At 43.0% G+C, this 22,124-nt stretch carries 18 protein-coding genes; 7 read left to right on the top strand and 11 right to left on the bottom strand.

Annotation, left to right across the window (positions count from 1 at the left end; all coding sequences use genetic code 11):
- Nucleotides 1–85: 85 nt before the first annotated feature.
- The 3 genes from I8752_RS33035 to I8752_RS33025 form a co-directional block, all read right to left on the bottom strand.
- Nucleotides 86–2,347 carry a response regulator gene (locus I8752_RS33035; RefSeq protein ID WP_318780927.1) on the bottom strand — a complete coding sequence of 754 codons (2,262 nt, stop codon included), beginning with the start codon at nucleotides 2,345–2,347 and terminating at the stop codon, nucleotides 86–88.
- Between the two features lie 109 nt (nucleotides 2,348–2,456).
- On the bottom strand, nucleotides 2,457–3,134 hold the full coding sequence (locus tag I8752_RS33030; RefSeq protein WP_214436392.1) for a class I SAM-dependent methyltransferase: 678 nt from the start codon (nucleotides 3,132–3,134) through the stop codon (nucleotides 2,457–2,459).
- A 14-nt stretch (nucleotides 3,135–3,148) separates the two neighbouring features.
- A complete protein-coding gene (locus I8752_RS33025; RefSeq protein WP_214436391.1) occupies nucleotides 3,149–4,477 on the bottom strand; it encodes a hypothetical protein in 1,329 nt (442 codons plus the stop codon).
- Between the two features lie 300 nt (nucleotides 4,478–4,777).
- Between I8752_RS33025 and I8752_RS33020 the strand changes: the two genes are divergently transcribed.
- The 7 genes from I8752_RS33020 to I8752_RS32990 all read left to right on the top strand — a co-directional run bounded on the left by I8752_RS33020 (nucleotide 4,778) and on the right by I8752_RS32990 (nucleotide 14,724).
- On the top strand, nucleotides 4,778–9,136 hold the full coding sequence (locus tag I8752_RS33020; RefSeq protein WP_214436390.1) for a DUF4912 domain-containing protein: 4,359 nt from the start codon (nucleotides 4,778–4,780) through the stop codon (nucleotides 9,134–9,136).
- A gap of 20 nt (nucleotides 9,137–9,156) precedes the next feature.
- The gene (locus I8752_RS33015; protein ID WP_214436389.1) at nucleotides 9,157–9,456 is read left to right on the top strand and encodes a putative quinol monooxygenase; all 300 of its coding nucleotides are present in this window, start codon (nucleotides 9,157–9,159) and stop codon (nucleotides 9,454–9,456) included.
- 287 nt (nucleotides 9,457–9,743) lie between these two features.
- On the top strand, nucleotides 9,744–10,523 hold the full coding sequence (locus I8752_RS33010; RefSeq protein WP_214436406.1) for a class II glutamine amidotransferase: 780 nt from the start codon (nucleotides 9,744–9,746) through the stop codon (nucleotides 10,521–10,523).
- 840 nt (nucleotides 10,524–11,363) lie between these two features.
- The gene (locus I8752_RS33005) at nucleotides 11,364–12,509 is read left to right on the top strand and encodes a sulfate ABC transporter substrate-binding protein (RefSeq protein ID WP_214436388.1); all 1,146 of its coding nucleotides are present in this window, start codon (nucleotides 11,364–11,366) and stop codon (nucleotides 12,507–12,509) included.
- 125 nt (nucleotides 12,510–12,634) lie between these two features.
- Entirely contained in the window at nucleotides 12,635–13,504 is an 870-nt protein-coding gene (cysT, locus tag I8752_RS33000; protein WP_214436387.1) for a sulfate ABC transporter permease subunit CysT, read from the top strand.
- The gene (cysW, locus tag I8752_RS32995; RefSeq protein WP_214436386.1) at nucleotides 13,491–14,369 is read left to right on the top strand and encodes a sulfate ABC transporter permease subunit CysW; all 879 of its coding nucleotides are present in this window, start codon (nucleotides 13,491–13,493) and stop codon (nucleotides 14,367–14,369) included. The genes cysT and cysW overlap by 14 nt, the downstream gene beginning before the upstream one ends.
- 88 nt (nucleotides 14,370–14,457) lie before the next feature.
- Nucleotides 14,458–14,724, top strand: coding sequence for an NIL domain-containing protein (locus tag I8752_RS32990; protein ID WP_214436385.1), 267 nt, complete (start codon nucleotides 14,458–14,460; stop codon nucleotides 14,722–14,724).
- 265 nt (nucleotides 14,725–14,989) lie between these two features.
- Here the strand turns inward: I8752_RS32990 and proB are convergent, their stop codons facing one another.
- From proB to I8752_RS32950, 8 genes are all read right to left on the bottom strand, one after another.
- The gene (gene proB, locus I8752_RS32985) at nucleotides 14,990–16,099 is read right to left on the bottom strand and encodes a glutamate 5-kinase (protein ID WP_214436384.1); all 1,110 of its coding nucleotides are present in this window, start codon (nucleotides 16,097–16,099) and stop codon (nucleotides 14,990–14,992) included.
- A 263-nt stretch (nucleotides 16,100–16,362) separates the two neighbouring features.
- Entirely contained in the window at nucleotides 16,363–16,902 is a 540-nt protein-coding gene (locus I8752_RS32980; RefSeq protein ID WP_214436383.1) for a YqeG family HAD IIIA-type phosphatase, read from the bottom strand.
- A gap of 106 nt (nucleotides 16,903–17,008) precedes the next feature.
- Complete coding sequence (locus tag I8752_RS32975; protein WP_214436382.1) at nucleotides 17,009–17,581, bottom strand: DUF3727 domain-containing protein; 573 nt, start codon at nucleotides 17,579–17,581, stop codon at nucleotides 17,009–17,011.
- A 139-nt stretch (nucleotides 17,582–17,720) separates the two neighbouring features.
- The gene (gene ruvX / locus I8752_RS32970) at nucleotides 17,721–18,197 is read right to left on the bottom strand and encodes a Holliday junction resolvase RuvX (RefSeq protein ID WP_214436381.1); all 477 of its coding nucleotides are present in this window, start codon (nucleotides 18,195–18,197) and stop codon (nucleotides 17,721–17,723) included.
- Between the two features lies 1 nt (nucleotide 18,198).
- Nucleotides 18,199–19,455 (bottom strand): GNAT family N-acetyltransferase, encoded by a 1,257-nt coding sequence (locus tag I8752_RS32965; protein WP_214436380.1) that lies wholly within the window; start codon nucleotides 19,453–19,455, stop codon nucleotides 18,199–18,201.
- A 203-nt stretch (nucleotides 19,456–19,658) separates the two neighbouring features.
- A complete protein-coding gene (locus I8752_RS32960) occupies nucleotides 19,659–19,859 on the bottom strand; it encodes a hypothetical protein (RefSeq protein ID WP_214436405.1) in 201 nt (66 codons plus the stop codon).
- Nucleotides 19,860–19,905: 46 nt separating this feature from the next.
- Complete coding sequence (locus I8752_RS32955; protein WP_214436379.1) at nucleotides 19,906–20,103, bottom strand: hypothetical protein; 198 nt, start codon at nucleotides 20,101–20,103, stop codon at nucleotides 19,906–19,908.
- 49 nt (nucleotides 20,104–20,152) lie between these two features.
- Nucleotides 20,153–21,757, bottom strand: coding sequence for a peptide ligase PGM1-related protein (locus I8752_RS32950; protein ID WP_214436378.1), 1,605 nt, complete (start codon nucleotides 21,755–21,757; stop codon nucleotides 20,153–20,155).
- Between the last annotated feature and the right edge of the window lie 367 nt (nucleotides 21,758–22,124).

Here is a 22,124-nt window from a genome sequence, read left to right as displayed (position 1 = left end):
GAATGTGACAGATACAACTCACCAAACCCAGATGAAATCTAGCCTAATTAATTTTTAATTTTTAATTTTTAATTTTTAATTGGTATCATAGCCGCGAGTTTGCCCATACTCGTACTCGTTGGAGGCGATTGAGGATGCGGTTAGCGAGGTCTATGCCCATTACTGGTTTGCACAGGTAGTCATCCGCACCTAGGGAAAAGGCACGATTCTGGGTTTTCGCATCCGTCAGTACACTCAAAAATAACACGGGTAACTGTTGCCAACGCGGATCGCTGCGTACAACTTGGCAGAGTTCAAATCCGTTGATTTGTGGCATGTTAACATCTAACACCAGTACATCAGGCATGACGGCTTGCAACACAGTCCAGAATTGCTGAGGCTCTGCTAGAGTGGTGACTTTAAATCCCCAAGGATTGAGGATTATCGGCAAGGTGCGTAACCAATCTCGATCGTCATCGACAATCATCACCTTTGCTTCCATATTTGAACCACTCAGTAATTGCCTAAGAGTGGCGATCGCTTGTTTTGGATCTACGGATGGTTCTAAAAAGAGTTTCCCACCCCGACGTACCACTTCCAGACGGTCTGTTAACTCGCCCTGCGCTCCCACAACCAAAATCAGCAGATCGGGATAATGCTGTGTCAGAGTTTGCACCAATTCTTGAAAATCAGTAGTTTCTCTGTTTGACCCAGATGTAACTGAGGGTAGTTGAAGTAGAATCGCTTGGGGAAATTGATTGCTTGCATTCGGGATAGACTTAGAAGCTAACCATTCTCTAGCCACCTCAATTGTGGGTGCGATCGCACTGCGAATTCCACAACTTGTTGCTACTGTCACCAACGATTGAGTAAAGTAGGAATCTCGACCTACAACCAACAACAAAGGTGAATGCTCTGAGGGTAACTGATGCTGGAGCGCGATCGGATTTTGAATTTCCTGTCGTAAGGCATTTACCAAAGTCTCCATTAGCACAGCAGATTGCGGTTGTAGAGGATTGTTGCTATCTAACAACTGCTCTAGTTCGCGTGCCAGTTGCATTCCCTTTGTCAGTCCAAAGGTTCCTAGAGTTCCCACCAGTTTGTGAGCAATTTGTTGAGCTTGTTCTTGAATTTGACGATTGATTGAACCAGCTTGTAACTCTCTGACTGCTTGAGATAGCACTGTCAATTGTTCGAGGATTTTTGGTTTATTAGTTACCCAAGTTTCATTGAGGAATGCTAGGTATTGTAACTGCTGTTCAGAGTAGTGATCGCTCATAGCCCCAGACCCAAATGGTGCTGAGTTAACGCCAAGAGCAGATGAAAAAAGGGATATGGCGGCGACGGACTGTTGGCTCAACGGGGTAGTAGTTGCTACAACAGGATACGAGTCGCTACAAAGAAGTGAACTCTCCCGCGCACAACTATTTTTGTCCTTGATACTCGCATTCTCTAAAGTGCCTCCCTGAGAGTTTGAAAGTGGCACTTCTTCTCTTGCGTTTTTTACGCAAATTTTGCTACCGCTAGCACTAACGGATTCAATGGCAACTGAAGCTACGTTGCCAGGGTTTCCCCAAGTGCTGGAAGTGGCATCCAAGACTTTGACTTCCTCACCGCCTTGGCCAATTGAGGAGTGAGTTTCCTGTTGGGTTTGTGTGACTAAAGGTAAATGAGGCTGGAGTCTCGTTTCTTGTTCGGGTGCTTTGAGATAATATCCTCGTCCATGGACTGTGGCAATGAAATCTGGGGGCGCACCTGCTGCTACAAGTTTATGGCGCAATCGACGAATATGAGAGCGCACCGTCGCCTCAGCGGGAAATTCCTCCGATGACCATAATCGGTCTAAAATTTCGCTGGTACTAAAGACATGTTGGCTATCCCAAAGTAAGAGTTCTAGCAACCGATATTCTTGAGTTGTTAGGGTTAGGAGTTGACCGTTATAGGTTACTTCACAAGTACTGGGATTTAGGAGTAAATCTCCCCAAGTTAATAATGGAAAGGGACTGACGCTACTGCGTCGAACCAATGCCCGAATCCGGGCAATTAGTTCTAATCCATCAAACGGCTTAACCACGTAGTCATCCGCACCTGCATCCAATCCCCTGACTTTAGCCGTACTTGTATCCTGAGCAGTCAATAAAAGAATTGGCGTAGTATATCCCTCTGCTCGAAAGCGCTGACATAAACTAATCCCATCCAATTTGGGCAACATAATGTCCAACACTATGAGGTCATACTCAAACGTTGAACCGTATGTCCAACCCATTTCACCATCTTTGACAGTATCCACGACATAGTGATGTGCCACCAAGCTTTTTGTCAACACTGCAATTAGTGACTCATCATCTTCTACTAGTAATATTTTCACGAATGCCTCCGGGAAACCCAATATAGCAAAGTGCTGAGTAAGAAAAAGAGTGCTGAGTGCTGAGTAAGAAAAAGAGTACTCAGCACTCTTCATTGCTTGATGTTTGAGATTACTGTCGTTCAAAGATAAATATAATTGAGGCTGGTTTTTTGGTTGTAGGGTGGCAAGGTTCCTGTAATTTCAGTAAACGGTACTTTCTGAGATGAAACTCACGAATCCATGATTCAACTGTTCTGAAGTACCAAGGAGCAGGAGAAAACGGTTGATTTCCCAGTCCTTGCCATGAAGTTTCTCGCCACCCATCTTGGTATGGAAACTCACCACAAGCGATCACCGGATGAAGTGTTTGAATAATTATTTTCCCTTGGGACTCTAATAAACTCTCACCAACTTCAGCTATCTCGCCAAGAGCGCGTTCCCCAAGAATTGAAAAGTTGCAGATGAAGCACGAAAAATACTTAATAGTGCCAAATTTCTGCCCTACAAGCTCCGAGTACGAAGATACAAGAAAGCGGACATCGCCTATACACCGTGCTAATTCGATAAAATCGGCAATTGCATCAACCCCCCAGCCATCAAACCCACGCGAGAAGAGTTCGCGGCACAACCAGCCTTCACCACACCCAATATCCAAGAATGTTTTTGGTTGAAGTTCAATTACAGCTTCTAAAATAGCAGAGTCCGTCACTTGAACGCGGCTGTCAATTAGCTTCTCACGAACTACATAAGTCCACGGTTTGGCATTCGCAGCCCATGAATGCAGAATTAGTTGTTCGTTCTCATCCATATTTTATGCAAATTTTATTGAAAACCCTTTGCTGCCTTTTTTTGCCCCTTACCTTTCGGCTTAGATTTACTAACTTCTGTAACCGCTTCTTGAAATAAGTTGTGCAAATGTATGGGCACGCTAGCAATTTCTGGTAATTCTGGCTCGATAGGTTTGTCGTGTTCTTGCAAAAGTGGATTCAAGTCACTTTCTAAGTTAAATTCTGGACGTTGCAGAACAGCTTGCAATACTTTTGCTAATTGAGTTGGGTATTTTTGGGCTAACCGATGCCAGATAAAAGCGTTAATAGTTTTGTCTGTGAGATAAAAGCGAATTAGTTTTTCAGCGCCTTCAACGCTTTGCCAGTCATCGGCTGCCAAAATTGTTTGCATTTTACTGTACGTCGGTAAAAACATTTGACCCCAACGAGGATGAGAAATAGCTGTTACCTGTTCTGCTTTCTTCAATTCGCCAGGTAAATCAACTTTTGGCATCACCATTTTGCTTTTGCCACTTTTCTCTTTGAAAATTTGAGAAACTACTTTTGAGTCTCCGCCAATTTCTTCAACAGCTGCTTTGATTTCCTCTTCGTCAACGCCTGCTTCTGTTGCCATCTCGCTCAGAGATTTAGATGTATCAAGTCCTGCTGCTGCCAAGCGTTTTTCAGTAATTAATTCTTGAAATTCAGCTATTTTTTTATTCAGCTGATATCCAGGTAGTGTAATTTCATCAGTGCCAAAAAAGTCAACAAACTGCTGATGATATTCTGCTACAGATTCCCAAGCTGCCTCTAGTAAGTCTGGGGCATCGCTGTAAAGACTATTTTTATGGTTATCTTTAAAATTACCAATGGCGACAGCAAGTTTCGGTTTACCCAATTTACCCATCTGTGTATAGGGGCCGGAAAATGTCCAATAGTTCTCGGTAATCGGAGAAATACGAGTTAGCAAAATTTCTCCCGCTTTCAAGCGAGATAGTGCCTGTAAAGTTTGGCTATTGTTGGGTTTGACGATGTAGTGTTTATCTGTGAGCCAGTTTGTTAACTCAAAGCCATCGCTGAAGATTTGAGTAATGGCAAATAAACCAATAAAACTATCATGCCAGCTGCTAATCAGGTTGCGATCGCTTGGTTGTAAATCTGGATGGTTTTCTATAAATATCTCTAGTGGTGACTTTTCGCTAACTTTGCCTTCCGTAATAAAGCTGTCAACGATTAAGTCCTGTTGTGTACTATCACCACTGCCACGCCGTAACTTCTCTGCTGCATAGGTTTCTAGTGCTTGTGCTAGTTCTCCTTCGGCATCAAGGACAAAATCAACTAAAGCTTGTTTTAATTCGTGCGATCGTTCTAGTATGGCATCCACAAGTAAATCTCTTGGTTCGACAGTTGTAGGTTAGGTGTTTCTAGAAAACTTTAACATCTAGCTATTGCTAGATTTCTAGGGGTTGGTTTCATTTCTGTTCCTCTTCTAGCTCATCATTGTATATATTTCAATAGATTAATCTCTACTGAGTAAATAAAAACATGGTTGCATCCGTATATATTTACATAAGTATATATAGGAACTTAGAAGAAACTTGACAGGGAATGTATAATGAGCGCGTCTACTCTTTAATATATAAAATTTAAGACTAGCCGGCTTTCCGTACCTGATAAAGAGCATATGTGGCAACAAGAAAAAAAAGATAGTGCAATAGTTAATTTGGCATTATTGCTTGCCTTAGCTACCGCCCCTATGGCAGCAAGTCTATTTGTGTCTGCACCATTGCTGGCACAATCTGCTACTGAAGCTCCCTCTTTTGTGCTACCGCAAACAGTGGAGAATGGGACTACGGTACGGATTGATGGCTCGAATGAATTGGCGGGAATCAACCAAAGCCTCAAAGAAAGCTTTGAGAAACAGTTTTCTGGAACGAAGGTGGAAGTTGCTGCTAATGGCACTGATTCAGCAATTAAAGCTGTACTAGATGGAAATATTGATATCGCGGCAATTGGGCGCGGTTTGACTCCAGAAGAAAAAGCACAAGGTTTGGAGCAAGTCCGCCTGTATCGAGAAAAGATTGCAATCATTGTTAGTAAGGAAAATCCTTTTAAAGGCAGCTTGACTGATAGAGAATTCGCTAGGATCTTCCGAGGAAGAATTAAAAATTGGTCGCAAGTGGGAGGCGATGCCGATACAATTCGGGTGATCGATCGCCCGACAACAAGTGAAATTCGTACAGCCCTGAGCAATTACCCAGTTTTTAAAGCTACTAAGTTCGCCACAGGCTCTACTGCCACTCAACTGAGTGAAGATAATACCGCAGAAATTATCAAACAATTGGGCAAGGACGGTATCAGCTATGCAGTAGCTAACGAAGTCTCGAAACTGTCAGATATCCGAATTTTACCGTTACATCAAACATTACCAGACGATCCTAAGTATCCTTTTTCACAGCCATTAGTTTACGTTTTCAAGAAAAATCCTAGCCCAGGTATAGCAAGTTTCCTTGGCTTTACCCTAGCGTCGCCAGGAAAAAAGGCAATAGAAGCAGCTAGAACCGCCCAAGCAAATGCAATCGCTAACGGTGGAACGTTATTAACGGCTGCCACTCCCACGCCGAATCCAACGGCAACCGCTACACCCAGCCCAGAAGCGACATCTGGGGCAACCGCTACACCCAGCCCAGCAGCGACATCTGCCGAACAGCAACCTGTTGTACCTCCTGCTGCTGATAATCCAATTGCTGAAGGAAAAGTACCACTTTGGTGGTTGCTGTTGCCTTTGGCTGCGATCGCCGGATTGCTAGCGTGGTTTCTCAGAAGTAGCCCATCGAATACTCAAAGCACCAATAACGCGCCAGATACTCCCAATTCCCCCGCGCCGACAGATAATACTAACGTTGCTCCTACCCCCGTCAGCGAATCTGAAATTAAAACGCCATCCAACCAGACAATATCAGATTTGCCAGCAGAAACCCCGACAACTTCTAACTTGAGCGACACAACTCCAGCCATTGCAAATACAGGCGAAAATATCTCCTCAATAGCAGGTGCAGCTTTAGCAGCAGGAGCGGGAGCAGCTATCTTGTCTCCAGTTACTAAACAAGAAACAGATAATCAAAATCCCCAAGAAACTACTAATTTAAATAATTCTGCGGCGGTCGATCCTTACGATATTGGCGAGTCACCGTGGGATATGGAAGCACCAGCAGCTGTTGTTAATACTTCTTATCCACAAATATTAGATGCGTCTCAAGGTACGCAAAAGGTAGAACCTCCTACACAGGAAGTTGCAGATATAATTCCCAATCGGCCTGATGTGCCTATGGCAACTGCCGAAGAAACTAATAATCCAGAAATTGCTTTAGAACCAACAACAGAACAACCACAGACAGAATCGAACTGGTTAGAGGATATTACTTCAACTGATGCAAACCAAGCCACAGGAGCAAGCATCTGGTCTACTAATGAAGAGACTAATGACACTACACAAGGGAATTCTGCACAACTATCCTCAACTGAAATTGACGAAATGACACCTGATTTGGAATGGCCGTTGGGAGTATTTTCAGATGTAATTCCCGACCAGCTTGCAGAGGGAACTAGTCAAGTTGAGGAAGCTGAAGGAGCGAGAGAAAATATCTGGCCTGCTGATTTCGCAGTAAATAATGACACTAGGGAATTTAATCTCGATCCCGAACTCGCCTTAGGCGAATTTAGTGAAGCAACATTAGACGAACAATGGCCAGAAGCGGAAATGCCAACTTCTCTGCCAGTACTGCCAGATATTCCAGAAGAGACGTTAAATGTAGTAGCGGATGAAGCTGAACCCACTGAGGATGAAATAATCTCTAACCCACTAGAAGAAACAGAAGATTTTACTCAATCTGGATTTGCAGATTTCGCAGAAAGTGCAGCTTTAGCAGGATTAGGAATCGGCTCTTGGGCTAGCGTTCGAGACATGGCTGAATCAAATGAAAATATACCTACAGAAGACGAAACAGCTTTTAATTGGCTAGATGCAGAAGACCAAAGTAGTGTTGTCCTCACGCCCCGCACTTTTGAATGGGCTGATGTCTCGTGGCATGTTTGTGAAACTGACGAGCAAGCACTGCGCTCGGCTGGCTCTCAATTAGCACTGCGACTGTATGATGTGACAGGCATTGACCTAAGTTATCAAAGTCCGCAACTCGTACAGCAGTATGCATGTGAGTTAACAACACACGAGCACTACATAGCAATTCCTCAAAGCGATCGCGATTACGTTGCAGAAATTGGCTATCTTAGTTCTGGCAACTGGGTAACGCTGGCTCGTTCGGCAATTGTCCGGATTTTCAATCCTCCCCACACAGATAGCGAAACAGTGCTAGATGCCAACGAACAAAGCAGCCTTGTCCTCACGCCCCGCACTTTTGAATGGGCTGATGTCTCGTGGCAACTTTCTCATGCTGACGAGCAAGCATTGCGCTCAACTAATTCTCAATTAGCACTGCGATTATATGATGTGACTGACCTTGACCTGAGTTATCAGAATCCTCCTTTAATCCAACAGTATGTATGCGAGGCAGTAAAAGACAATCGCTCCATAGCAATTCCTGTAAGCGATCGCGATTACATTACAGAAATTGGCTATGTGACTGATAGCGGTTGGGTAACGCTAGCCCTTTCAGCAATTGCTCGCGTCTTCAGTCCTCCCCACACAGATAGCGAAACGAATTTGCCAGATGCCCAAGACCATAGTAGTGTTGTCCTCACACCTGCAACTTCCGAGTGGGCTGGTGTCTCGTGGCAACTTTCTGAAACTGACGAGCAAGCATTGCGCTCAACTAATTCTCAATTAGCCTTGCTACTATATGATGTGACCGACCTTGACCTGAGTTATCAGCATCCTCGTTTAATCCAACAGTATGTATGCGAGATAGTAAAAGACAATCGCTCCATCGCAATTCCTGTAAGCGATCGCAATTACATCACAGAAATCGGCTATGTCACTGATAGCGGTTGGGTAACGCTAGCTCGTTCGGCTATTGTTCGCGTCTTCAGTCCTATCCCCACAGAAAATCAGGTAAATTCACTCCACACAGACAGCGAAACAAATTTATTGGATACAGAACAAAAAAGTAATGTTGTCCTCACACCTGGGACTTCTGAGTGGGCTGAAGTTTCTTGGTATGTTTCTGATGCTGACCAGCAAGAACTGCGCTCAACAGGCTGCCAATTAAACCTGCGAATGTATGATGTGACAGGCATTGACCTGAGTTATCAAAGTCCGCAACTGGTACAGCAATATACATGTGAGCTAGCAAAACACCAACAATACGTAGCAATTCCCGCAAGCGATCGCGATTACATTATGGAAATTGGCTATGTGACTGCTGGCGACTGGGTAATGCTAGCTCGTTCGGAAATTGTTCGCATCTTTAGTCCGATCTCTACAGAGAATGCGGTAGATTTACCCCAGACACACGATGCCCAAGACTATAGCAATGTTGTCTTCACATCCCGGACTCCCAAATGGGCTTATGTTTCGTGGCAACTTTCTGATACTGACAAGCAAGCACTGCAAAAAGCTGGCTCGCAATTAGCTCTGCGGCTTTATGATGTGACTGGTCTTGACCTGAGTTATCAAAGTCCCCAGTTAGTACAGCAATATGCATGTGAGTTGGCAATCAACGAGCAATATATAGTTATCGGCAAAAGCGATCGCGATTACATCACAGAAATTGGCTATATCATTGATGGCGATCGCTGGGTAAAATTAGCCCAATCAGCCATTGTTCGTGTTTTCAGTCGTCCTGAAGGAGATTTCTGGTTTATAGCGGATGCCGAGCTAATTATCCACGGAGCAACAGACCCAGACGCAACCGTAAATATTGCTGGTAATCCCGTCAAACTCAAATCAGATGGTACTTTCCATTTGCGTATTCCCTTCTCAGACAATTTAATTGACTATTTGATGACGGCGGTTGCTGCTAACGGAGAAGAAACTAAAACCATCCATAAAAAGTTCTCCCAGGATACTCCGAAAACAGAAGGATAAAGAGATACAAAAGGTTGCAAATGACTAACCAAACTATTCGGGTTATCGCCCGTATGATTGCTTTACCTGAAAAAGTAGAAGAACTCAAAGCCGTACTGTTGGGACTTATTGAGCCAACTTTACTTGAAGCAGGCGCGATTAAGTACGAACTTCTGCAAAACCAGTCCGATTCAACTGACTTCACTTTTGTAGAAGAATGGACTTCTAATCAAACTCTTGATGCTCATCTCAACTCAGCTCATCTGCAAGCAGCAGCAGCCAAACTAGAAGGTTTGGTAGCTACTGCACCGGATATCCGCCGCTACCATCTTTTGGCATAGTGAGAAATTTATAGTGCTGAGTGCTGAGTCACCGAAGTTTGCAAGGAGGGTCTCCCTCCGGGCAACTTCTCGCTGAGTGCTGAGTAAAAATACTAGTCTCTAGTCCCCAGTCGCATTTTCATGCATGGCGATGAAAAAATTTTCATCGGGACTGCCTTCTGCCTTCGTTAAAGCGTTTAGCAACCTGACTAAATCTTAAGATTGAAGCGATCGCTCCAGAATTGATGCAGCAATCTGAAGTATCTTAATCCTCAGAGATGAGTCGAAATTCAGAGTTGCAAGATCCAATGTGCCAATTGCTGGGAATGAATTGCAATGTTCCAACAGACATCTGCTTTTCTTTTGAAGGGTTTTCTGCACGGGGAGGAAAAACCGACGATCATAGTGATGGTTGGGGCATTGCTTTTTTTGAAGGAAAAGGATGTCGGTTATTTTTAGATGAAAAACCCTCTATTAATTCTCGGATCGCAGAGTTAGTGCGGTGCTATCCCATCCACTCTACCCATGTGATTGCTCATATCCGTAAAGCCACTCAAGGAGAAGTTGCTTTACACAACTGCCATCCTTTCCGTAGAGAACTTTGGGGAAGGTATTGGGTATTTGCTCACAATGGCAATTTACCTGACTTTGAGCCAGAAAATATGGGTTTCTATCAAGCTGTAGGTAATACAGATAGCGAAAAAGCATTCTGTACGATCCTAGAAACTTTGCGAGAACACTTTCCCAAGGGCAAGCCTACCCTTGATAAACTTTATTCTGTCTTGCGTCAAGTAACAGATAAACTAGCAAAAGTTGGTATTTTTAACTACTTGCTATCCGATGGAGAACATTTTTTTGCCTATTGCTCGACTAAACTGAGCTATATTGTGCGTCAAGCACCTTTTGCTGCTGCCCATTTGATTGACCAAGATATGACTGTAGATTTTCGTGAGGTGACTACCGAACGCGATCGCGTCGCTGTCATTGCCACTACTCCTCTGACTGACAATGAAGTTTGGACTCAGATTCAACCAGGGGAATTGCTAGTATTTCAAGATGGTTTGCCGCTAAAATATGCGTCCAGTTAATGATGAGTGTAGGTTGACTAGAGTCTCTTCATCCAACCTACGCTTCACTTGAAATCAAGTAATGTCTTGAATGCAAGCGCGATCGCTGTAATTAGAAAAATCCGGCGCAACCAAATATTGCTTAGTTTAATGGCAATATGCGAACCAATCATATCATGTATGGTTGAAGACTTATCATTAGGACTGACACGAAGACGCAGGGACGCGGGGACGCGGAGAGTTTTTTTGACAAGTAATTAGGCGGACACGATATCATATACCATAGCAAACTATCCTAATTTATCTACATTAAAGCTACAAAAAATAAAAGTTATACCAACTTGAAAAAAGAATGCAACAGATACCTTAGTAGGGGTGCTGTTAGGTTCGCCCTTACAAATAATTCATGTGTCTCAAAGATTATTGAAGTTGGTATTATTTTTAATTATTAATTATTCAAATCAAAGTATAAAACGAAGTAATTATAAAGCTTTTGACAAGTTTTTTGAGTTGATAAATTATGGATAAACGCTAGCGTAAGCAAGCAAATATGATGCTGAAAAATAGCTTGGTAAAAACTCCTGCCTAGATTTGAAGCGAAAATAGGCTGCCTTCAATAACTTAGCTATTCTCCAAGAAGTGATTTGAGAGACGCGGTAGCTAATTATTATGACAACTTGATACTTGCAAGTAAAAGTATTTTTTATTTTACACCAAACTGGTAAAATCACCATATTCTCGATAGAGAATATGAAGTTATTGTTTTTTGTTGGCAATTTGATACCAGTAATCATCCATTACCGTAAACTATATATAACTGTATTCCTATCGAAAAACAGGAAATTAAGAGGAGAAAACTGAATGACTTTATGGCAGCGCTCATTGAGAATATTACAAGCAATCGTGGAACGGCGATTGTATAGATTGAGGCTGAAATCGTTTAAAGGTTTCGTGTCGCTCGCAGTGGTAGGAGCGATTTTAAGTGTAGCGATCGCCGCTTGTTCTGGTGGCAATGAAGCTAATTCTCCTAATGAAACTCCTAATGCTAGTCCTGTTTCTGCTAGCAAACAGAATGTTGAATTAACATTGGTTTCCTTTGCCGTGACTAAAGCTGCTCACGAAGCCATCATTCCTAAATTTGTAGAACAGTGGAAGAAAGAACATAACCAAACTGTTACCTTCAAGCAGAGTTATGGCGGATCGGGTTCTCAAACTCGTGCTGTCATCGATGGTTTGGAAGCAGATGTTGTTCACTTAGCATTAGCTGGAGATACTTCTAAAATTGAGAAGGCAGGACTGATTCAACCAGGATGGGAAAAGGAAGTTCCTAACAATGGTATCGTCTCCAAAACTGTTGCAGCGTTAGTTACGCGCCCAGGCAACCCTAAAGGTATCAAGACTTGGACAGATTTGGAAAAGGGCGGTGTAAAATTAATTACTGCTGATCCAAAAACGTCAGGTATTGCTCGTTGGAATTTCTTAGCATTGTGGAACTCGGTCATCAAAACTGGTGGCGATGATGCCAAAGCTACTGAATTTGTCACCAATGTTTACAAAAATGTACCCATCCTGACAAAAGATGCACGGGAAGCCACTGACACATTTGCCAAGCAAGGTCAAGGAGATGCCTTGATCAACTATGAAAACGAAATTATCTTGGCACAACAAAAAGGCGAGAAAGTTGAGTATGTCGTTCCTGATGTGAACATTTCTATCGATAACCCCATTGCCGTAGTTGATAAAAACGTTGATAAGCACGGTACTCGTGAAGTTGCTGAAGGTTTTGTCAAATACCTCTATACTCCAGAGGCACAGCAGGAGTTTGTCAGATTGGGATTCCGACCCGTGGATGAGAAAATAGCCCAAACCAAGGAAGTTACAGACAAATATCCCAAGGTGAAAACTTTGGGTACAGTTGCAGACTTTGGCGGTTGGGAAGCAATTGACAAGAAGTTCTTCGCAGATGGCGGTATTTTTGACCAAGTTCAAGCCAAAATCAAACGTTAATTAGCCAGTAGTCAGTAGTTAGTGGTCAGTAGAAAAACAACTGACAACTGACTATTGCACAGACGCGATTAATCGCGTCTCTACGACAAAACTACTTTTAAATTTGAAATTTTGAATTGTTGACTATGGCTGTATCCCCTTCTGTAGAAGTTGAAGTAAAAACTCCAGTCTGGAAGTCATTTTTGCAGCGGTTGGTGCGGCTTCCTTGGACTTGGCGAATTACTTTGTTGTACCTAGCAGTGATGTTATTTCTCCCCATAGCTGCTATGTTTTTGAAAGCAAGTACGGAACCTCCAGCTAGATTTTGGGCGATCGCTACTAGTCCGATTGCTTTGGCAACATACAATGTCACCTTTGTTACTTCAATATTTGCGGCCCTACTCAATGGTGTATTTGGTACTCTGATTGCTTGGGTTTTGGTGCGCTACGACTTTCCCTTGAAACGCTTGATTGATGCCACTGTCGATTTACCCTTTGCCTTACCAACTTCAGTCGCAGGATTAACGCTGGCAACAGTTTACAGCGATAATGGTTGGGTTGGTTCGCTACTAGCACCTTTAGGAATTAAGGTATCTTTTACCCGTATGGGAGTAGCTGTGGCCATGATCTTTATTTCGCTGCCTTTTGTGGTCAGGACTGTGCAACCAGTGCTGCAAGAAATGGAACATGAAATTGAAGAAGCCGCCTGGTGTTTGGGTGCTTCTCAATGGCAAACCTTCTGGAAAGTAATTTTGCCGCCTTTATTTCCCACAATTTTGACTGGTATTGCCTTGGGTTTCTCCCGTGCGGTGGGCGAATATGGTTCGACTGTGATTATCTCTTCCAATACGCCTTACCAAGATTTAATCGCACCTGTGCTGATTTTCCAACGCTTGGAACAGTATGACTACTCTGGAGCGACTGTAATTGGCATAGTTTTACTGTCAATTTCGTTGGTACTGCTTCTAGCAATTAACTTCTTACAAGCCTGGGCAAGACGATATGACAGTAGATAAGCCAAGTTTTCACTCAACAACCGAGACGAATACAGATACAATCAAACCCAAACAGCAGAAAAGCTGGATACCAACACTTTTAATTGGCATAGCGATCGCCTATTTAGCCCTGATTCAATATATCCCGGCTCTCAACGTTTTTGTCCAAGCTTTCAGCAAGGGAGTCGGGCCGTTTTTGTCCAACTTGAGTAGACCCGCCTTTCTCCATGCCGCTTGGCTAACGCTGATTCTAGCTGTAATTGCTGTGCCTTTGAATACAGTATTTGGACTGTGTGCGGCTTGGGCGATCGCTCGTCACAAATTCCCCGGACGCGCTATTGTTTTGAGTATTATTGACCTGCCTTTTTCAATTTCTCCTGTAGTTGCAGGATTGATGATTGTATTGCTCTATGGGCGCAATGGCTGGTTTGGCCCTTGGTTACAGGCACATGACATCAAAATTATCTTTGCCTTTCCAGGTATGGTGCTAGCCACGGCGTTTGTGAGTATGCCTTTTGTCGCCCGCGAAGTTATTCCAGTTCTAGAAGAATTCGGCAAGGATCAAGAAGAAGCTGCTAGAATTTTAGGTGCAAAAGACTGGCAAGTATTTTGGCGGATTACGTTGCCCAGTATTCGCTGGGGCTTACTATACGGCTTAATTTTGACGAATGCCAGAGCAATGGGTGAATTCGGGGCGGTTTCAGTAGTATCTGGGAACATTGCCGATAAAACCCAGAGTTTACCACTGTTTGTAGAGGATGCTTACAAACAATATGAAACCGAAGCTGCCTTCTCGGCGGCTGTACTCTTGGCACTGCTAGCAGTAGTAACTTTAGTACTAAAAGAAATTCTGGAACGTAAAACCCGCATTAAAGATGTTGAATAAGGAATTGGGCGAATTCTTGAGAAAATTAAAAATTAAAAATTTTGAATTTTACATTTTTAATTGATTTGTCCTCTTGAAGGTGACAATTATGGCTAGTGACAATACGCTTACCCATAAACGGATTCGAGTCAGGATTCCCAAAGACTATCACCAGGAACCTGTCATTTCTCGTCTAGTATCCGAATACGGTTTGACTGTGAACATCACTGCGGCAATTCTGGGAGCCAATGCCGTTGGAGATGGTTGGTTTGACTTGGAGTTGCAAGGCACAGATGAACAGATTCAAAGTGGACTAACTTATCTCCATAACTTGGAACTAGAAGTTTGGGATGACACTAAAAAAGGTGATTGGTGAAAAATAGTTAGAGTATTCATACTAACGTCATGAAATTGCAATAGTTTTGTCAAATTCCTATGTGATAGTTAATTCGGGCTAAACAATATGCTCTGCAACAAGGTGGGGCTTCCTACCTTTTACTTATTTCATAAAAGCTATCATCACGTAGACTTGATGAATAGTGAACTTCTCCAGTGGAAAAATCATGTGGCTAATGAAGCGAAAACCCCAGTCGTGCAAGGGGTTTTTTCTTTTTAGAGGCAAAAGATCGTATCTCTCCCTCCTAAGTTAGAACTAAATTATCTCGGTGAATCACTGTTTCTGTACCTGCATAACCTAAAATTGCAGGAATTTCTCTGGAGTGACAGCCGCGAATCTTTTGTAGTTCTTCGCTGCTATAGTTGACCAAACCTCTAGCAATTTCGTTACCGCTGCTGTCACACAACTGCACAGCATCTTGAGTGTCAAATTCTCCTTCTACTGCTTTAATTCCCGCTGGCAATAATGATTTTCCTGACTGAGCGATCGCGGCGATCGCTCCAGGATCTAAATATAATTTTCCAGCAGGCACAAGACCGTAAGCTATCCAACGTTTACGGGCAGAAGTTGGTTCTGGTTGCGGTTGAAAGTGAGTGCCAAGGGGTTCGCCTTGTAAAATTTTTTCGATATTGCGAGGAAATCGTCCTTGGGTAATTACAGTCCGCACTCCGGCAGCGATCGCAATTCTGGCAGCGGATATTTTTGTCACCATCCCGCCAGTACCCCATTGAGAACCCACAGAACCCGTTTGGATCTGCAATTGCGCTAATTCTTTAATACTATTCACCAAAGCAATGGGTTGGGCATCTGGTACAGAACGGGGATCGGCTGAATATAGCCGATCGACATCGGTGAGCAAAAATAGCCAATCTGCTTGTACGAGACTGGCTACTAAGGCTGATAAGGTGTCATTATCGCCAAATTTCAGTTCGTCCACTGCTACAGTATCATTTTCATTCACCACGGGAATCACTCCCAGTCCCAGCAGTTCCCGAAAAGTGTTGTAGACGTTGAGATAACGGCTGCGCTGTACCAAGTCGCTGCGAGTTAGCAAAACCTGAGCAATTGGCTGTTGTAAGGTAGTAAATAAATCGTCATATACGCGCATTAACCTTCCTTGCCCGACTGCTGCTACTGCTTGTTTAAGAGCGATCGCTTTCGGACGTTCGGTTAAGCCTAACCGCGCACAACCTACTCCTACAGCCCCAGAGGATACTAAAATCACTCGATGACCTTGCTGCCTCAAAGAACAGAGGGTTTCCGCTAAAGTGGCGATCGTGGAAAGTGCCAGTTGTCCAGTTTCTGGCTGGGTAAGGCTAGAAGTGCCGATTTTGACGACAATCGTTTTGGTCATTGGTTATTGGTCAGTAGTCAGTAGTAGGGGCGAACGGCCGTTCGCCCGTACAGTTGTCAGTAGTAACGGACAACTATCTAAAAAATTGTAAAGCGCCAGTCCCTCTATAGTGAAGGCTGACGCTCTACGTGTTTATATTTATTTTGTATGGGCTAGGGTCTTTTATTGGCTGACCCCATGTTATTAATACCTATGATCCCCGATTTTTGGATGTCAGTAGGATTCCTTAACTATTTTTTTAGATTTACTTTCCTGACGATTCGTCAATGTTTATGAATTTTGTCTCGTTCGGGAGTAATAGAGGCTCCTAAGAATTCCGAGATCCAAACTTCAAAGTTTCTGATGGGATGGGAGCGCAAAGCAATATCAGGATGGACAATTGGCTCGACCAAAATGGTAAACATCCCTAGACGATTACCTGCTAAAACATCGGTAAACAAGCGATCGCCTACCATTGCCACTTGCTGCACTGGCAGATTCATTCCCTGGAGTGCTGCTCTAATTTTGCGTCGTGAAGGTTTGGCCGCACCTAAGTAATATGGCAAGTTAAGAGAGCGAGCAATTCCGCCAATACGTGCTTCACTGAGGTTATTGCTCACCAAGCATAACTCTGCAAACGAACGGATTTGCTCCACCCATTGTTTTAGTTCTGGTGAAGCTACCCCGACTCTCATCGGTACTAAAGTTTCATCTACATCCAACACTAATCCTTTCAGCCCGTATTGTTGGATAATATCTGGTGTCAGGTTCAATATTGAACCCTCTAAAATCAAGTTAGGCTGTAAGAATTTGTTCCAAGTCATAAGCTTATCTGCGCCAGCAATAGTGACTGAGCAGCTCTTTAACAGCTGCTCAAAGCTTATTTAAATATAATTAAAAATTAAAAATTTTAATTGTTAATTTTTAATTTTATTCAACTTCGTTAAAAAGGTGTTCTTCCAAAAGTGGTTGGACTTCGCGGAACTCCTCTGGAGACAGCAAAACAGGTTGACCTGTTTTTGATATCCGTGCAAAAAACAGCAGAGGATCGAGGGGAGTATAAATTGCATACTCTTGGTCTTCAAAATAGAAGCTAGCAAGTAGTTGTAATTGCTCTGGCTCTAAATCTGCTTCTTCGTCTTCAATTTCTAGAGTGAAAAGTTCTGACTCTTCAACAGGCGGTAAATCCCCAGCGACTGTAAGAGCATAGGCAGTGTTTTTAACAATCAAGTTTTGCTCGGCTAAGACAGCTTGAGCAGTGCCAAAAATTCGCTCAATGACAGCATCATCATCTACTAAAACTGCCTCTTCTTCCTCGTCTTCACCTTGCCAAGCAAAAATTTCTATGGGTGAATCTACAGGAAGCAGCAAAACATATTCTTGCTCGTCAACCGAAAGTGAATGCTCAATGTAACACTCAAGAGTTCGCCCTGTATCATCGTTCAAGGTGATAGTACCTGCATGAGCGCCATCGTTGTCTTTAGAAAATGGAGAGGAAAACATAACCGACTTGTGAAAATTTATAAATATCAGTAGATGTAAAAATCGCTTTACTGTTTAATGACAAATTATGCCAAGCAAATAGCTTCAGACGGAATACAACTACTGGGTAATAGTTTTCAGAATATCACGTTAAAAGGTATCAATATTCTGTAGCTACTGCGGGCTTTTGCAAATTGGCTCGTCTTGCATCTAGCCATTGTTGCAAAATTAAAGATGCTGCCTTACGGTCAATCAAACCTTTATTACGTGATGGAGAAAGATTTTCAGCTATTAGCAGTTGCTCTGCTTGAAATGAGGTTAACCGCTCATCCACATATTCCACAGGCAGCTTTAGAGCTTTCGCTAGTCTAGTGGCAAATTTTTGCACTTGACGGGCTTGAAATCCCAAAGAGCCATCCATTGAATAAGGCAAGCCGATCGCCAGGACTTGTACCTGACGTTCGTTAACTATTTGTCGTATTTGCTCGACATCTCGCTCAAAAGAGGTGCGTTCAACTGTAGTAATGCCTGTGGCAATCAAACCAGTGCGATCGCACCCAGCTACACCAATCCGCTTGCGTCCAACATCTAACCCCAACGCTGAAACAAACGGCTTTGGTTGCTCTTGAAATATCACATTAATTCTCCTGCTTTACATCTGGTGAATCAGACTGGCAAGATATTTCCTGACTACAGTTTTGACATCCAAATCCAGAAGATTCTGACTTGGTGGGCATTCTATCTGATTGTGGTAGCGGTCTCGGTTGCGCCCATGACATCCCACCCGGTATCGGCTTGCGTGCTGGTTGCAGTCCTTGCAGTACTTCAGTCCACTGAATTCCTTCTAGAGAGACGAACTTTGACTCTCGCAGCTTGTGCCAAACTGAGCGAGACATAACTAGGGTATGTTCTATGCGTTTTGCTCCAATACGTTCTAAATACTCTTCTCTTTCTGCTTGGTAGTCTGACGAAGCTAACTGTAACCCTTGCTGGGGAAAATCTTGGGCAATACGAGCTAGTTGGGACAGTAACTCTGGATATAGCCATGTATAAGCAGGGTGAACAGTCAGTGTTGCCACGTGAGGAGTTTCACCTTTGCGATCGAGTTGCACCTGAAAATAGCCGATCGCTGCTTTGCGTTGGGGTTCAAACACGTACCCGCTTACCACTTCTATTTTAGTTATCCATTGCTTGACGGCATCTTTTAGAGCAGCAAACAAACTGGTTTTGAAGTCGCGGGTGTTGCGATCGAACACTTGACGCACCAAAGGCGGCATTGAAGCTGTATCTAATTGATAGAGCAACTGAGCATCAGCATTACTTACAGGTAGTAAATTGGGTAAATCTGGTTCTGATTGCGCTAATTCAGTCAGCAATTTCGGTTCGATTTCCCAATATGTCATTTCTGCTAGACGCTGAAATCCATTTTGGCGATAAAGTGCCAGCGCCTCTTTGTCATTGACATTTACTTCCAACAACCAAGTGCGGGCTTCTAAAATCGACTCAAAGCAATAACGTAAAAGTTGCGAACCAATTCCTTGCTTATCAGCAGTACGATCCAGCATCACTTGGTCAACCCGCCAAGTACTGCGAGTCCGGTTAAAAGGCGATACTTGAATCATTCCTAAAAGCGTACGCCCTTGCTCTGCTACATAGGCACAGAAGCGATACTGTAATGGGTTGGGAAACCAACTCAAAAATTTGAGTAACCCATACCAGCGGCGCAGCCCTTGCATCTGGCGTATGTCGAAGCTATCCCCTTCCTGAGAAGTGGGTTCTTGTAATGAGTCTTGGGTTAGTCGCTCAATTCCATCCAGATCCCTGTATTGGACTGGACGGATGACAACGCTGAGATTTCGAGGAAGTAATGAAGTCATTTTGATTCGAGCTGCCATTTAGCCCTAATTAACTGTTCTTGGGAGGAACTGCTGCAATCATCTTAACGGCTTTCTGCTCTTTGCTATTGCTCCAAAAGGGTGATTTTCGTAACTTTATAGTTAAAAAATTAGAAAAAGCAGAATTGGTGAGCACGCAATTGGCGTTGACACAACAATATCTGCTTTTATTTTATTTTAATTTTGATTAAAGTTTGTATATCCTACAGCCCTTGCCGAGAAATTAGCTTTTCAAAGTTGGCTTGGGTTTGATGGAGCAATTGTTCTCGACTATCTTCAACTGTTTGCTTCAGCGGTGGAACCAGATTGCGAGCTTGCAGAGTCATGTGAAGCTGTAAGTGAGCAACGTATTCACTGAAATCTTCGTTTTGTGCGACTGTGCCCGTTAAGAAATTTGATTCCATTGCCACTGTGTTCTCCTTTACTAATTGTGTACGTTTCTTCACATCGTTAAAACTTATCACGTTGTTTTGCCGAGCTTCTTAATTCGCAACGAAGTTTAACGGTTGTTTGGGAGTACTGAGTTCTGAGTGCTGAGTGCTGAGTGCTGAGTTCTGAGTGCTGAGTGCTGAGTAAAAACGTAGAGACGCGATTAATCGCGTCTGTACAAGAGGCAGAAGTCGCAAGTCGCAAGTTATTCTCCCTCATCTCCCTCATCTCCCCCTGCTCCCCTGCTCCTTAAACTTTGCCCTAAACCTCAGTAACTATGCCCATCCCAGGCAACGGGGAATGTGTAGTCTGAAAATAAGGGCAAATCATAATTATCGCTACGAGTTTCTTCATCCAGTACTTTGACGACTTTGTTGTAAATATCTTCTGCTTGTTGTGGAGAATCGCCGATGCTGGTTAATCCCAATTTGCCAAATTGCGACAGACAACCCATGAGGTGAAATACTGTACCTGTTTCTGTGCCGCTGTCAAAATGTAGCCTGTGATGAGCGATGATATCCATCAAATCGTTGGGTAATAATCCCCGATAGCGGTCTTTTTGCAGGTTGTCGGTAGCAATATAATATTTAGGTCGTCCTTGCTGACTGTAAAATAACCCTGTAGAGAGGTCATAGCGACCGTTAGTTAATAATTTCAGTGTCATAAAAGGATGAGTAGTGCCGCCTTTACGCAAGTTAATCTCGATCGCTTGAATATCCCACTTCTTATTACCTTTATCGACGGCGATAAAATCTACTCCAAATCTCTCTAAAGCTCCTTTTTCTGCTAGTTTTCTGCCGACTTGTAATCCCAATTGCTGTAATTCCAGCCGATAGCTTTCATCCGCCGGAAATCGGCAACCGAGATAAATTTGTCCGTCTGGGCCTCCGAGAATTTGGTCGTGGGTTGAGAGGATTTCTACTTCGCCTGTGGGTGTAATGCGTCCTTGGACGCTGGGCGATCGCTTGATTTCTCCTTCTACAAATGACTCAACAATTGCTCCTAATTCTGGAATTCGTCCGGCAAAATTCGCCCAAGTTTCTTGTTTGGATTGGAAGCGGAGATTTGAAAAGCGATCGCTAATTGCTGTTACTCTTTCGGCTGTAGAACCTTGACCTGGTGCTACATCCATAATTGGTTTTAAATCTAGCAGCGCATTTCCTTCTCCAGAAATACCTTCGTTAAGTTTCACCACCATTCGTTGCGATGTTGGCTGACGTTCCCACAATTCGCAAGCTGCTACTGCTAAATCTTGTTGGTTCCAAACTCTCGTGCTGCCATCTGGATAAGGAACTTTACTTTCTGCGAAGATTTGCCGACTGCCACTTTTTGTTCCCAAAATTTGCAAATCTGGTGCAGCAGCATACAATGGTACGTTCAATTGTAAAGATAATTCTGCTTCTAAAAAGGTGGCATTGTAGCACACCATAAATGATTTTTCTAACCTTAAAGCTTGGCGAATCCGTTCTGTCAATCGGGGGCGTTCTAAAATCTTTTCGCTCAGAGGTTTAAGGGAAGAATCATAAGTCGAAAGCAGCAGCAAGCGATTCCGGGCATGGGAAAATGGAATTCCCGGCAACAGTTGTAGATAGTAATCAATAATACTCGGATGCAGTGGTGTTGAGGTGACATAAATTAGTCTCGTGCGAGGATTCCGCAAGCGCATTAAAGAAAAAAGTAATCTTTCTTCATAATGTTCGCAGCCTTCAATTTTTTGGAGTTCTCGCTGATCGATACTCAAAGAGGGAATAACAACTATATCTGCCTCGCTATTATCGAATAGCTCGATGGTTTTCCAGCGCTCGCGTAAAGTTGATTGAAGATGGCGAAATTTATCGACCTGCTCTAACTCTGAATTATTTATTGTCACCATAATCCCTGCTCTGTAACGATCCCAACCTACTTTACTACTCTGGTAGAGTCCAAAAAAGTAAATTTAATTATGATTCCATTAATGTAGATACTTTTTTGGCTGCGGATATTAGCAATCCTCTTCTGCCATAGTAGGTATTTTTTTAATTAATGTGTTGCCTATCTACCAAAAGTTAGATAAAAAATTATAAATCTCAAGAGTTCGACAACATAGGACAGTTTATCTCTATAACTAGAAGAAATTTTTTAATTTTGTAGAAGAGGCAAATATAGATATTTTTATGTATAGAGATATTGCATACAGAGTTTTGGTTTGAGTTACTTGGGCAATTCCCTTCTAGAATAAAAACATTATCTGCAAAATTTAT

Source organism: Dendronalium phyllosphericum CENA369, from assembly GCF_016056275.1.
GTDB lineage: Bacteria > Cyanobacteriota > Cyanobacteriia > Cyanobacteriales > Nostocaceae > Dendronalium > Dendronalium phyllosphericum.
Note: the sequence above shows the minus strand (reverse complement) of the source record. Positions and strands in the feature narration are given on the sequence as shown.